The sequence below is a fragment of the Ectothiorhodospiraceae bacterium BW-2 genome (genome assembly GCA_008375315.1).
In the GTDB taxonomy this organism is placed as follows: Bacteria; Pseudomonadota; Gammaproteobacteria; order Thiohalomonadales; family Thiohalomonadaceae; genus BW-2.
Genome location: CP032507.1, coordinates 2,479,824 through 2,493,716, shown reverse-complemented (window position 1 = coordinate 2,493,716; position 13,893 = coordinate 2,479,824). Strand labels below are relative to the sequence as shown.

Here is a 13,893-nt window from a genome sequence, read left to right as displayed (position 1 = left end):
TAGAGAGGGGCACCCTGTTGATGCCGTCGATAGTTATCGAACCGGCTCCAGCGGCGCACAGTGAACTCAGCACGCCAGAGATGAGAGGCCATCAAAGTTAGCCCCCTCCCTGTTCTGGCTGTGCTCTGCTAGAGAGCTTGTTTAACCAACCACCGCTCTGTCGTCCTATTGTGACAGCCAATAGCGATAGCTCTTCAAATTGGGCAAAATGTTGAAACGCTTGTAGCTCTTTGGCTGTCTGAATCATTACCTTCATCTCCCCTATCGCTAGCTGTAGCTCTTTGACCTGCTCAATTCGCTCCGAGTTTTGTGCTTGTAGCGCTCGCATTAGCAACTGCATTAGTCGCATCGCTTGACGGCGCATATCGCTGCCGAGGGCATATTTATGGTAGCGGGGGAAGTGGCGCACCACCTCCTCAATCCGTACTAACAGCCGTTGCGTATCACGCCAAATAGGTAGGTTATGACTCATAATAAAAATAAAAATAAAAAAATCAAAATCACTGTCCGCTACGAACCAGCCGCACACCGTAAGAGTTGGTACGGTTGTCGTTGTAGGAGTTGCCATAGTAGAAATAGACAACCCAGGCATCGTCACTATAGTTGGCATTGGCCGAAGCCGACCAGACAAACGAGCCCAGCGTATTAGGAAAGTAGGCAGTATCAATCGCAGGATTAGCACGATTAAGATTGCGAATCGACTCTAGCTCACGAATCGAAGGCACCCGCCAGTCACTAAAGCCGCAGAGCGCTTCGCTGTTACTACCGTTAACCAGCGTATCCCAATCGTTATAACGGGTACCAAAATCACCATTAAGCAGCGCCGTCACCCCACCCCAACGGTAGGTGTTATCTTTATCATGAATCCCGCCATCATCGGTTTTGACCTCCCATATTAGGCCGGTGAGATTATCTTTAACGCAACGCCAGAGCGTGCCCGCCGCTTCGCTGCCGCTAATAGCATCATAGGCACCCGTTTGTATCGCCAGCGGCTCGCCGTTAGCACCCAGTTTGGTGAAGTCAAAGCCCCCATGGCCTCCCCCCACTTTAGTCAGGGTGCCGGCTAATGCCTGCGCATCGCGACCGTGGGAGCAGTCCTGTTGCTCAATAGTCTCACCAATACAGGTACCGTTATTGCCGCTAGGGTAGTTCCCGCCCCAAAGCAGGCCGGTGTCGTTGAGGGGGCGGGTGGCGGGTTGAGCAGGTTCAGCCTCCGTAGTAGTGGAGAAGCTAGCCTCTACCCCACCTATGGTGAGTGTGGTTGTTGTTAGGGTGGCATAATCGGCCGAGCTGGTATGACGAAGCTGTACCGTCTGGCCGTTTTGTACCGTACCGGTTATGGCGCTATATCCGCCACCATCGATTTGGTACTCCCCTCCTATGACGCTAATCTCTGCCCCAACACTAAGACCCGATACGGTAATGGCGTTAGACTCTGTGACTGTGGCGCGAGGCACCCCTGTTTGAGCAATAAAACTGAAGGCGTCGGGGGTGGTGTCGTCGAGGGTGGTGGTGGTGGTGAAGGTGTCGCTAATGCCGCCGAGGGTGAGGATGGTGTCGGTTTGGCTGCTGTGGCTGGCCGAGCTGGTATGGCGCACCGTTACCGTCTGGCCATTCAGTACGGTGCCTGCTGTGCTGGTGTAGCTGCCGGCGTCTATTTTGTACTCCCCACCGCTGATACTAATGGCTGTGGCGGCGTTAATGCCTGCTACGGTGATAGTGTTCGACTCGATGAGCGTACTGAGCGCTACGCCGGTTTGGTCGGTAAAGCTGAAGGCGTCGGGGGTGGTGTCGTCGAGAGTGGTGGTGGTGAAGGTGTCGCTAATGCCGCCGAGGGTGAGGATGGTGTCGGTTTGGCTGCTGTGGCTGGCCGAGCTGGTATGGCGCACCGTTACCGTCTGGCCATTCAGTACGGTGCCTGCTGTGCTGGTGTAGCTGCCGGCGTCTATTTTGTACTCCCCACCGCTGATACTAATGGCTGTGGCGGCGTTAATGCCTGCTACGGTGATAGTGTTCGACTCGATGAGCGTACTGAGCGCTACGCCGGTTTGGTCGGTAAAGCTGAAGGCGTCGGGGGTGGTGTCGTCGAGAGTGGTGGTGGTGAAGGTGTCGCTAATGCCGCCGAGGGTGAGGATGGTGTCGGTTTGGCTGCTGTGGCTGGCCGAGCTGGTATGGCGCACCGTTACCGTCTGGCCATTCAGTACGGTGCCTGCTGTGCTGGTGTAGCTGCCGGCGTCTATTTTGTACTCCCCACCGCTGATACTAATGGCTGTGGCGGCGTTAATGCCTGCTACGGTGATAGTGTTCGACTCGATGAGCGTACTGAGTGCTACGCCGGTTTGGTCGGTAAAGCTGAAGGCGTCGGGGGTGGTGTCGTCGAGGGTGGTGGTGGTGAAGGTGTCGCTAATGCCGCCGATGGTGAGGATGGTGTCGGTTTGGCTGCTGTGGCTGCTGCTGCTGGTATGGCGTACGGTGACGGTTTGGCCGTTGGTGACGCTGCCATCGGCGGTGGTGTAGTTGCCTTGGTCGATGCGGTATTCGCCGCCGCTGATGGTGAGGGTTGAGACGGTGTTGATGCCGTTGACGGTGATGGGGTTCGATTCGATGACGCTGTTGAGGGCGACATTTTGTTGGTCGTTAAAGCTAAAGGCCTCGGGGGCGGTGATGGCCGCTAGGGTGGTGAGGCTGAAGCTCCCTTCGACGCCGCCGATGGTGAGGGTGGCGGTGGTGAGGGTGCTAAAGCTGGAGGCGCTGGTTTGGCGTAGGGTGACGGTTTGGTTGTTGTTGAGAGTGCCGGCTTCGGTGGTGTAGTTGCCGCTGTCGATGCGGTATTCGCCACCGCTGATGCTGATGGGGGTGGCAGCGTTGAGGCCGGTAATGGTGAGGGTGTTCGATTCGGTTGGGGTGGTGAGCGCCACGCCGGTTTGGGCAATAAAGCTGAAGGCGTCGGGAACGGTGTCGTCGAGGGTGGTGGTGGTGAAGGTGTCGCTAATGCCGCCGATGGTGAGGATGGTGTCGGTTTGGCTGCTGTGGCTGCTGCTGCTGGTATGGCGTACGGTGACGGTTTGGCCGTTGGTGACGCTGCCATCGGCGGTGGTGTAGTTGCCTTGGTCGATGCGGTATTCGCCGCCGCTGATGGTGAGGGTTGAGACGGTGTTGATGCCGTTGACGGTGATGGGGTTCGATTCGATGACGCTGTTGAGGGCGACATTTTGTTGGTCGTTAAAGCTAAAGGCCTCGGGGGCGGTGATGGCCGCTAGGGTGGTGAGGCTGAAGCTCCCTTCGACGCCGCCGATGGTGAGGGTGGCGGTGGTGAGGGTGCTAAAGCTGGAGGCGCTGGTTTGGCGTAGGGTGACGGTTTGGTTGTTGTTGAGAGTGCCGGCTTCGGTGGTGTAGTTGCCGCTGTCGATGCGGTATTCGCCACCGCTGATGCTGATGGGGGTGGCAGCGTTGAGGCCGGTAATGGTGAGGGTGTTCGATTCGGTTGGGGTGGTGAGCGCTACGCCGGTTTGGTCGGTAAAGCTGAAGGCGTCGGGGGTGGTGTCGTCGAGGGTGGTGGTGGTGAAGGTGTCGCTAATGCCGCCGAGGGTGAGGATGGTGTCGGTTTGGCTGCTGTGGCTGCTGCTGCTGGTATGGCGTACGGTGACGGTTTGGCCGTTGGTGACGCTGCCATCGGCGGTGGTGTAGCTGCCTTGGTCGATGCGGTATTCGCCGCCGCTAATGGTGAGGGGAACGGCTACATTAATTCCGCTCACGGTGATGGGGTTCGATTCGATGACGGTGTTGAGTCGCACATCGCTCTGCGCGATTAGTTCAAAGGGGTGTGCAAGGGTGAGTCTAGGCTCAATCTCTACGATCACAATATCGCTCCCTTGGCCGTTTTGGTTATCAAAGACGGTTAGCTCAAAAATGGCGGATTGGCGCTCGGTGAGTGTGGGGGCGGTCAGTTCAATGGTGGCGAGGGTGGGGTCGCTTAGAGGGAGGGTGGGGCCATCGAGCTGTTGCCATAGGTAGGCGGTGAGGCTGCCGTCGCTATCGCTACCTTGGCCGGTTAGGGTAAAACGGTCGCCACTGATGACGCTTTGATCTTCCCCAGCATAGGCTAGCGGTGGTTGATTGTTAAGATCGACCGTTTGGGGTTGGTAGGTGAGGCTATCGAGCAGCGTCTCTTGACTGGCCTGACGGGTGGTAGTGGTGAGTTTGAAACGATTCTCTCCGGCAACTAGCTCAAGCAGGTAGTTAAATGGAATCAGATAGCGGGTGGTGGTGTCGCTGCTACTGAGGGGGGGTGGCAGTTGAGTTGGCAGGCTGAGGGTGAGCTGTTGTGTGCCTAGGTTGTGGTTGTGGCTGATAAGGGCGCTAAGACCTAGCTCGCCGTTGAGGCCGGCGACCCGACTGGTTGGTACCTCTAGGGTATAGTTACCGCTTAGGTGGGCAAGTGCGGGGTCTTCGGCGTAGGGGCGAAGGGTGACGCTCTGGCTAATCCAGCTTAGGTCAATACCGGCGGCAGTGAGTTGGGCGGTCACCGTTCTGCTCGGTTCGTTGACGATAAAGTTGCCACTTTGGTTAAGGTAGCCGTTTAGGGCGAGTTGGTAGTGGTAGCTATCGTAGGCGAGTCTATCGATTTCGATAACGCTCTGTTCGCCAGTTAGGGTAATTTGGCGGTCAACGGTTAGCTGTTGGGCGCTGTTAAAGATCTGTAGCCGCCCTTGGCTCCCGATCCCGCCGCTGGCGTTAATGGTGAGGCCGATAGCGCCATAGTGGGTTAGGTCGAGGCGACTGAGTTGTGGCGGGGTTTGGCTGCTGAGGCCGTTGAGGTTGGTCGCACGAATGGCGATCTGATTGTCGGCTTCGGTTAAGGTGTGGGTGCCGCTGAAGCTCCCTACGCCATCGGTTAGGGTGACTGTCAGTTGGGCGACGCTCTGACCGTTGATGAGCAGGGTCACCGGACGGTCGCTACCGGCGAGGGTGGCGTCGTAGTTGGCGATTTGGCCGCTGAAGGTGAGGCTGCCGTTCTCATCGGGCGCGATGAGTGGGTTGAGGACGACTAGGGGGGCACCGGTAAAGGTGGTCTCGACAGCGCTTAGGTTGAGGGTCGGGAGAGTCAGGCGGCTGTTGGCCGGAGCGGTTAGCAGTAGTTCGTCGGTGTAGCGGTAGTTGATGCTATCGGCGTAGTAGCTGGCGCTGAGGCGGTAGCTCTCGCCGGCGATGAGGCCACTAAATTGGTAGCGCCCGTCGCTGTCGGTGCGTGTCATGCGGCCATCGCCTTTGGCATCGGTGAGGGTGACTTTGGCGTGGGTGGCTAATTGGGCGTCGCTGCCGTAGGTCAGTTGGCCGGCAAAGCTCCCTTGGGGGGGGAAGAGGGTTCGTTCTAGGGTCGGGGTGGTGGTGGTGCCACTGCTGTTGAGGGCGGTGAGGGCGATTTGGTTGCGCCCCTGTTGGAGGGTGAGGGTTTGGCGAAAGGTGGAGTCGTGGCTGAGGGTGAGCGGTTGGGTCTGGTTGTTGAGGGTGAGGCTCACTTGGTTGCGCAGGCGGCTACCGTTGTCGGCGAGGCCGTAGGGTATCGCTTCGAGTTGGTTGTTGTTGAGTCGATATTCGAAAATAGCCCCTTCGATGACGATGTTGCTCCCTTGGAGTTCGCTGGCGGTGAGTTGTATCACGGGTGGTAGGGGGGAGAGCCATTCGCTGGTGGTGGCGGTGAGGGTGGGGGTCAGCGGTGCGGTCGGATCGGTTAGGCTCTGTTGGACGGTGAGGGTGTCGCTGGCGAGGTCGTAGCCGGTTTCGGTGGGGGTGGCGCTCAGGTGGTAGCTGCCGAGGGGGACGGCGGTGAAGGTGGTCTGGCCTTGGCTGTCGGTGGTTTGGGTGCGGTCGCCTAGGCGGACGGTGGCGTTGGCGGCGGGGGTGGTGTTGCTGAGGTTGACGCTGACGGTGACATCGCGAGTCGGGATGGCGGTGAGGTTGAGGGTCTGGTTGAGGGCGGCGCTCTCAAAGGGGGGCAGGAGGGTTGGGGGTGGGGTTGGTAGCTAGGGTGGCTCGCTTCGAGGGTGAGGCTGGCGAAGCTGTCGCCGTTAAAGGCGGGGTTAATGTCGTTAAATTGGTAGCGGCCGCGCTCGTCGGTGCGGGCTATCCGTTCGGGGAGGCCTTGGCCGGGGGTGGCGCTGCCGTTTTGGAGGGTGAGGATGGAGAGGGGTTCGTCGGCGTAGGGGGCGGCTAGGCGTAGGGGTTGGCTGTAGTCGGTGCCGTTTAGGGTGGCGGTGAGGGCTAAGTCGCTCCCTTCGATGGCGCCGCTGGTGATGAGGTTGGCGAGAGTGGTCGGGTCGGAGAGGTGTTGTAGGAGCTGTTTCCAGCTAATCATGGGGGTCGGTTGGGTGTTGAGGCTGAGGGTGGTCTCGCCGAGGCGGAGTTGCCAGAGGGCGTCGGCTGCGGGGGCGTTAGCATCGAGTCGTTTGAGGAGAAAGAAGCCTTGGTCGGGGCCACCGTTTAGTTGGTAGCGCTCATCAGCGGTGGCGCTGCCGTTTAGGGTGAGGTAGGTTTCGTTGAGGGCGATGCTGACGCCCATGTTGGTGGCGGTTTCGGTGTAGTCGATGGTGCCATTTTGGTCGAGGTCGTGCTCAACGGTGAGGCTGAGGTCGAAGTCGCCGACGAGGGTGAAGGGGGCGTTAGGGTCTTGGTCGTCACTGGCGATGATGAGCTCTTGCAGGAGTTCGCTTTGGGTGAGGCGGTGGCCGTTTTGGCTACCGCTGGCCTGTTTGAGGGTGCGCCACTGATTGTCGAGTAGGCGCAAGAGGCGGCTGGTGGTGCCGGGGCGGATGCGGATCTGCCAGGTGTAGTTGGCTTGGTGGAGCTGGTAGGCGCTAAAGGTGCCTTGGTGGTAGTGGAGGTTGGCTAGGGCGGCGGGGGCTTGGAGGCGAACTCTGGCTCCGACGATGGGGCTGCCGCTTTGGCTATCAACGATGCTGCCGGTGAGGGTGAGTTGTTGGCTCTCAAGGAGACGGTTGAGGGGGCGGTTGAGGGTGTCGTTGAGTGCTAGGGTGGCGCTCGGGGCGGGGGTATCGACTAGGTCGTTGATGCTGAGGGTGAGGGGGGTGCGGGCGGTGCTGGTGTGTATCGCTTCGAAGTTGAGGGCGGTGCGGTCGAGCGGTAGGGTGAGGTTGGTGAAGGTGTATTGGCCATTGGTATCGGTCAGCCCCCAGCGAGTCCAGTCGAGAGCGATGAGGGCGTTGGGGAGGGGTTGGCCTTGTGCGTCGATGAGGGTGAGGGTGAGATCACGCTGTATTGGGGCGTTCTGTTTGAGGACAAAGGCGTAGTCGTAGAGGCCGCCGCTGTTCTGTTGGCTCATGAGGCTGCCGGGGGTGGCGGAGGTGATGAGGGGGCGATTGAGGGGGAGTTGGCCTTTGACGGCGTAGCTCTCTTGGTTATCGTAACCGGTGAGGGGGTCGATGATGCGGACGCCCTCGGACGCTTTTTGCCAGCCGCTTGCGGTGCGAACATAGAGGTCGATGGAGGTGGGGTAGTCGCGGCTATCGCGAAGCTCTTCGAGGAGGGCTCGGTAGTTGTTGAGGTCGCCCTGGAGGAGTTGGCTCTGGTAGGGGTCGATGGTGGCGTAGGCACCGAGGGAGTCGGCGCTTCGTTCGCTGAGGGTAAGTCGGGTCTCGCGACTGATGTCGATGATGTCGAGTTGGCTGCCGGCTATCACTTGCCAGTGCCAGCGTTCGGGTAGCTCGGTGAGGTTCTGTTCGGTGAGGAAGTCTTGGGCGGCAGCGCTCTGGAGTTGTTCTAAGTCGGGGATGGCGCTCTGGCTCTGGTAGGGGGTGAGGCGAATGCTGAGGCTGCGGTTGGGGTTGTCGCGGCCGCTGCGGTGGAGCAGGACGGCACCGAGTTGGTGGTTGCCGTTGTTCGGTACGGCGAGGGGGGCGCTGGCCTCTAGGGGGCGGGTAGCGGTGTAGTCGTCATTGAGGCGTTGGTTTTGGAGGAGTTGGCCGCTCTGGTAGGTGGCCGGTTGCATGACGGCGTAGAGGGTCGGTTGGTCGGTGGTTTCGAGGAGGGTGTCGAGGTAGCCCGATTTTTTGAGGGTAAGTTCGGTGCTTGCGCTCAGGGGGGGGAGTTCGAAGCCGGTCACAGGGTCGGTGAGGGTGCCGAGCAGGGTGCCGTTTTGGTAGAGTTCGACCTCTTGCAGTAGGGTGGCGGGGTTGTTTTGGTCGGGTAGGCCGTAAACATAGAGTCGGGTCGGGCGCAGTCGTTCGGTCTGGGCGAGGTGGTCGCTTAGGTCGGTGTCACCGCTGAGGGTGAGGGGGGCGTAGTCGCTGCCGTAGGGGTCGTGGAGTTGTAGGGTGTAGTTGTCGGCCTGTGGTACGGTGAGTGGGTAGTCGGTGTTGTTGTGTCGTAGGGTGAGGGGTTGGGGGGTATCGCGGGGGGTGCCTTCGGCAAAGAGGTAGCCGTAGAGGTCGTCGCCTAGGTCGATGCGGGAGGTGGTTTGGTTGTTTTGGGTGAGGGTTAGGGCGGTGTTGAGGTAGAGCCAGAGGCCGTGGTGGGGATCTAGGTCGGTGAGGCTACCGCTGTGGCTGGTGAGGTCACGAAATTGCCAGCTACCATTGCTAAAGGCGAAGAGGCGCTGGGGGCGGATGGGATAGAGGGCCATCTGTTGGTTAAAGCTGTCGATGTCGTTGAGGCCGCTGCCTAGGCCGATGAGGTTCCAGCCTGAGCTGAGGGTGTTGGGATCGAGGCTGTGGCTCGGGCCGGTCAGGGTCAGTTCGATAGGGGGGGCATCACTGCTGAGGCTGGTCTTGATCCATACGCCGCGGTTGAGTAGGTGGGTGAGGGGTTCGGCCCCTAGTGAACCGGTGTTCGATGTCGCATCGTAAAATTGCCAGCGACCGTCGATAAAGGCGAAGATGCGTTCGATGCCGTCGATGGCGAAGGTTTCGGCGACGGTCGCCCTCCCCTCCTCCGCTTCGCTGTAGAGGGAGACTAGGTTCCAGCCGTTATTTAGGGTGAGCGTCTGGCCGCTAAAGGCGGTTGATGTACTAAGGATAAGTAGGAGGGAGAGGATGGCTCGTAGGGTTGACATCGGGATTAAGCTCTCTTTCAGTGGTGGGAAATAAGGCGGTAGTCTAGCCAATGACTTGGGAGGGGGCAAGCTAAAATTTGGGGCTATTGGGTTTTTAGTGGGTCTGGGTACATAGCCGTTCACTCTCCCTCCTTAATCTCCCTCTCCCAGTGGGAGAGGGTTGGGGGGAGGGGTATAGTCATCCCTGTTCATCTCTTCGTCAGCTCCCTATAGTTAAATCCCAATAAACCGGGTAAATGGATTGCGGGGAAGATTGCCCGTTCAGGCGAGTTTAGGAAATTATCGGAGGAGAGTATCAGGAAGATTATGCGGGAGGGGTCAATTTATCCCTGATTCTGCTCTTTCCACCGCATGATTTCGTCGGCAAGTGAATCAACCGTGTAACCTGCCTGCCAGCTTTCGCGATCCTTGGTGTAATCGCCGTTACCTTGTTCGTAATGCTGGATAAAGCGGATAAAGTTAGCGGCACCTAACTGTTTGCTTAACAATTGAAATACCTGCTGGTGGAGTTGTGCATCGGTTTGATAGGGTTCATTTTTCATTGCAGTACCTCGTTAATGTCGGTTGTTAGGGCAATAGTTTGATGGGGAATCGCAATCAGTGCAGATAGTTTTTGTCGTTTCTCCTGATCCGGTGTTTTGGCAATTTCAAACAGCAGCACATCACTGACCAATAGCTGCCAGTCACCGGTATCACACTGTTTCAGTATCGTTTTAATCGCCTCAGATTCCAGATGAATCCGCAAATTGGATTGATCGTCAAAAGGGCGATTCAGACAGCAGTTATCGAGGTAGAGTCGCATAAATATTTTTCAAGATACTACTCATAATCACTCTCAACCTCTATTTTTATTTTACTCTTATTCGTAAATAGACCCCTCATACTTTATCCATTAGGCGTTTGCTAACGACCAAGCTCACCAGCGGCAATGCAGCGCCTTGTCATGCACTTAGCCCACCCCAAGAACCCTTTTGACTACTTGATCTAAATCTTCACCACTTGGTAAATTCGGGCCTGAAATAAAACGATTTGAAAACTCATCTAAATTGAATCTCAATTTTCTAACTTGAACTAAATTTCTCTGACTACCATACGGAACCGACTCACCTAATTCATAGGTATAAACCGTTATGGTGTCATGACTTAAATCATCAACCAATGGGATATCACTACCAACAATTTCCTCAAATTTCTGATAGACAATATCTGGCAATATAAAATAAAGGCCCTTCTTGACTAGATTTGAACATGAATACACCATACTTTTTCGGATTATTTGGGGTATTAAACGCTTGTGAACATTGGCCCAGTTGAGGCCATGTTGAGATGATGGCAGCGTATCTCGATCACTGTTCTTTTTGAAATTCTTATAGGCATGCCATGCATCGCGATAATTTCCTGTAATATCTATGCTTTGAACCTCTATGCCTACATACTCAATCAATTTGGCTTCTGAAATATGCGCCAAAACCCAATCCATTGATAAAGATCGACCGACTTGTATCTCTCTTCCAGAATTCTTACCGAGTGCAACGATATATTCTGAATGTAAAGCCCTTTTTTCAATAAATTGATCATACATTAAGAATGGTAAGTTATCTCCGAAAGCATCTTGACTCACCTTAGCCAAAACTTCGTAAGTGTTAATGTATAGTCTATTTGGAAAAATAATAATATCGCCATACGGTGAGGTTACACTGCATGTTCCATAGATTATGGTTTGATCGTGATTAATTTTAATGCAGCCTTTATTGGTGAATGGGCATCCCCCCATACTCCAAAGTGCTCGGACACTCTGTGTTAAGTCATCGGGACTGTATCCAAACACTTCAATTAGATCTTTTTTTCTACTCATCATCGTCCCCAATCATTTTTAATATAGTTTCACCGATTGATTTTGCCAAAAACGGTGGAACAGCATTGCCTACTTGTTCATATTGCTGAGTGATGTTTCCATAGAAAATATATGTATCTGGGAACGATTGTATTCTCGCAGCCTCCCTAACAGATATAACCCTATCTTGTACCGGATGGAAGAAGCTACCCCAATGCGGGTCACATTTAGTTAACACCGTTGAACATAACCCATCAGGGTGAAGTCTTCCATATCGTTTAGTGTGATCACTTCGACGAGCACGCTTTAATCCCGCGGGTAACAAATCAAATGGAATATCTCTCCAGCTACCGCCTTGCGGTATATGTTTTAGTCGCTCTAAATTAATCTTGCCAAGTTTTGAGCAAATATGGTTTTCAATGCGCTTGGAGCCTATGCGAAGAGTTTGTTGATATTCGCTTTTTGGCTCTGTCCGATAGTCAAATATACCGTTAGTATTTCCCGATTCTATGTCTGGCAAATCTGATATTGCATCCCATACACTTGTGTGGGTTTTTAAGTGCTGTGCAAACAACGGCGGGATGTTAATGCAAAGTTCTTTTGCACCAGTGAAATTGGCAACTGCTGTTGCGTTATAAGTAGGCCCAGGAAAAATTATCTTTTTTCCTCGACCTTTAATTGCAATAAAGGTGGTTCTGAATCTCATTTGCGGCACTCCGTAATGGCCTGCAAATAATATTTTATGGCAAACACTATAGCCCATCCTGTCAAGCTCTTTATAAATTTGTTCAACAACTGTTCCTTTTCCTAAAGATACAATGCCAGGTACATTTTCAATCAATACAGCTTTAGGCTTAAGTGTTTCTGCAATGCGCAAATAATCTTTAAATAGATGATTTCGTTTATCATCAAGGCTTCGGATTGGTGCATTTATAGAGAAGCCTTGGCAAGGCGGCCCGCCTGCAAGCAAATCTAGCTCGCCAACTTTCAAGCCAAGGCTTTTCTTCAAATCTCCTTCGCAGATCTCTCGGATATCATCGACAACAACCTCTGTATCTGAATGGTTTCGCTTGTAGGTATCTGCATAATTTTGGTCAATTTCATTTGCCAATATTGGTGAAAAACCAGCCATTTCCAAACCACGCGAAAGACCTCCAGCACCTGCAAACAAATCAACTAAAAGTTTCTTTTTCAAATTTTTCTTTCCTATCTAAACACAGGAGAGAGTGTCTGCCCAGCGCGACAATAGCCGTTGCAGATTTTGGCCCGAAATCGGCTTGGCAATATAGTCATCCATACCGGCATCGAGACAGCGCTGCCGATCCTCTGCCATGGCATTGGCCGTCATCGCAATAATAGGTACAGTGGCCGGAACCATCTGCCGACCACGAATAGCGCGGGTCGCTTCGAGCCCATCGAGTCGCGGCATCATCATATCCATAAAGATAAGATCGAAGTGCTCGCCCCGCCTCAGCAGCAGCTCTATCGCCGCCTGACCATCATCCACCACCACCACCTCATGCCCTAAAGAGGCTAGCAGCTCTTTAGCCACAATTTGGTTAACTCGATTATCTTCGACCAAAAGAATCGATAGTGCCGCGGAGGTAGCAGTCGTGGCGCTCTTAGCTAAGGCAGGATCGGCCACCTCCCCACCTCTCATCGGCTCTAGCGAGATATAGAACTGAAACCGACTCCCCTCCCCCGGACGACTCTCAGCCTCAATCTCCCCCTCCATTAACTCAACTAGCGCTTTACAGATAGCTAACCCTAGTCCGGTTCCCCCATAGTTACGAGTCGTCGAGCTATCGGCTTGGGTAAAGCGCTCGAACAGTCCGGCAATCTTCTCCGGCTCGATGCCGATACCGCTATCTTCAACCACAAACAGCAGTTGTAAACGCTGTTGCTGCTGCTGTTTAAGCGCTACGCTCAGCTTAATCTGCCCCTGATGGGTAAATTTAGCCGCGTTGCTAAGTAGGTTTAACAGAATCTGCTTCACCCGACTACTGTCACCGTAAAACCGCGGTGGCAAACAGGGATCGAGTTCGCAAAGTAGCGCCACGCCCCATTTATCGGTCGCGGGCCGAATCAGCTCTAGGGTTGTCTGGAGTAACTGCGACAGATCAAACGGTGCCCGCTCTAATATCAGGCGAGAGGATTCGATTTTCGAAAAGTCGAGAATATCGTCAATAATAGTTCGCAGCAGTTTGGCCGAGGCGATCATGTGGTGCAGATAGCTCTGCTGCTGTGAATTGAGCTCGGTAGCGTGCAGCAGTTCAGCCATCCCTAACACGCCATTCATGGGGGTGCGAATCTCATGGCTCATCGTGGCCAAAAATTCGCTTTTCGCCCGATTAGCCGCCTCTGCTCGCTCTTTCGCGTCTCGTAACTCGGCCGTGCGCTCCTCGACGGTGCGCTCTAAATCGAGCCGATGCTCTAGGTTAAAGAGTGCCTGATTGGTAAGTGGCGAGAATCGCTCTAGCAGCTTAACATGCTGTTTATTGAACTTGGCCGGCTCAGAGTGGGTACAGACTAAAATAGCCCGAGTCGATTTGGTCTGCAGCGGTGCGTGTAGTGCCGACTTAACCGACAGTTTAAGCTGCTGTAGCTGCTGCCACTCAGGGATCGGGGTGACATCAAAAGAGGCGACAATCTTACCGTCTAACACCCGCCGAAATAGCGCCTGCGGCTGCCAACGGCAGTCGGCTAACGGGGGCGAGGTCGTCGCTGCGGCTAACAGTACGCCCTCCTCCTCAATTAAGATCATCGCCTCTTCAAAGGGGATAAATTGGCGTAGCAGCTCTAGCAGCGCAATAAACATCTGCTGTGGCGAGGTCGAGCTGTTTAAAATCTTCAGTCCATTAAGAATCCCCTCCGCCTCGCCGCGAAGATGCTTCTCCTGAGCGACAATCCGCTCTAACTGTAGCTGCGTCTCTAGCAGCTCCTCGTTGTTAGCCTGATGAGGCGGTTGCCGTTTTTCGACCTCCATCGTCAG

General features: G+C 54.9%; 8 protein-coding genes. All 8 read right to left on the bottom strand.

Annotated features, from left to right (window positions below):
* Positions 1 to 97 precede the first annotated feature (97 nt).
* Positions 98 to 610, bottom strand: coding sequence for a four helix bundle protein (locus D5085_12075; protein QEP43795.1), 513 nt, complete (start codon positions 608 to 610; stop codon positions 98 to 100).
* Entirely contained in the window at positions 501 to 5,660 is a 5,160-nt protein-coding gene (locus D5085_12070) for a DUF1566 domain-containing protein (GenBank protein QEP43794.1), read from the bottom strand. Before D5085_12070 ends, D5085_12075 begins: the two co-directional genes overlap by 110 nt.
* 212 nt (positions 5,661 to 5,872) lie before the next feature.
* The gene (locus tag D5085_12065) at positions 5,873 to 9,067 is read right to left on the bottom strand and encodes a carboxypeptidase regulatory-like domain-containing protein (protein ID QEP43793.1); all 3,195 of its coding nucleotides are present in this window, start codon (positions 9,065 to 9,067) and stop codon (positions 5,873 to 5,875) included.
* Between the two features lie 323 nt (positions 9,068 to 9,390).
* Positions 9,391 to 9,609: a hypothetical protein gene (locus tag D5085_12060; protein ID QEP43792.1), complete on the bottom strand. Its 219-nt coding sequence runs from the start codon at positions 9,607 to 9,609 to the stop codon at positions 9,391 to 9,393.
* On the bottom strand, positions 9,606 to 9,869 hold the full coding sequence (locus D5085_12055) for a hypothetical protein (GenBank protein QEP43791.1): 264 nt from the start codon (positions 9,867 to 9,869) through the stop codon (positions 9,606 to 9,608). The genes D5085_12060 and D5085_12055 overlap by 4 nt, the downstream gene beginning before the upstream one ends.
* Before the next feature lie 147 nt (positions 9,870 to 10,016).
* Positions 10,017 to 10,925 (bottom strand): restriction endonuclease, encoded by a 909-nt coding sequence (locus D5085_12050; protein QEP43790.1) that lies wholly within the window; start codon positions 10,923 to 10,925, stop codon positions 10,017 to 10,019.
* Positions 10,915 to 12,096 carry a DNA cytosine methyltransferase gene (locus tag D5085_12045; GenBank protein ID QEP43789.1) on the bottom strand — a complete coding sequence of 394 codons (1,182 nt, stop codon included), beginning with the start codon at positions 12,094 to 12,096 and terminating at the stop codon, positions 10,915 to 10,917. Before D5085_12045 ends, D5085_12050 begins: the two co-directional genes overlap by 11 nt.
* Positions 12,097 to 12,111: 15 nt before the next feature.
* The gene (locus tag D5085_12040; GenBank protein QEP43788.1) at positions 12,112 to 13,887 is read right to left on the bottom strand and encodes a response regulator; all 1,776 of its coding nucleotides are present in this window, start codon (positions 13,885 to 13,887) and stop codon (positions 12,112 to 12,114) included.
* Positions 13,888 to 13,893 lie beyond the last annotated feature (6 nt).

What these genes read in the sequence shown, in the direction of transcription:
- D5085_12075 (QEP43795.1), bottom strand. Translation starts at nt 610, where the DNA reads ATGCCAACTATAGTGACGATGCCTGGGTTGTCTATTTCTACTATGGCA.
- D5085_12065 (QEP43793.1), bottom strand. Translation starts at nt 9,067, where the DNA reads ATGTCAACCCTACGAGCCATCCTCTCCCTCCTACTTATCCTTAGTACA.
- D5085_12060 (QEP43792.1), bottom strand. Translation starts at nt 9,609, where the DNA reads ATGAAAAATGAACCCTATCAAACCGATGCACAACTCCACCAGCAGGTA.
- D5085_12055 (QEP43791.1), bottom strand. Translation starts at nt 9,869, where the DNA reads ATGCGACTCTACCTCGATAACTGCTGTCTGAATCGCCCTTTTGACGAT.
- D5085_12050 (QEP43790.1), bottom strand. Translation starts at nt 10,925, where the DNA reads ATGATGAGTAGAAAAAAAGATCTAATTGAAGTGTTTGGATACAGTCCC.
- D5085_12040 (QEP43788.1), bottom strand. Translation starts at nt 13,887, where the DNA reads ATGGAGGTCGAAAAACGGCAACCGCCTCATCAGGCTAACAACGAGGAG.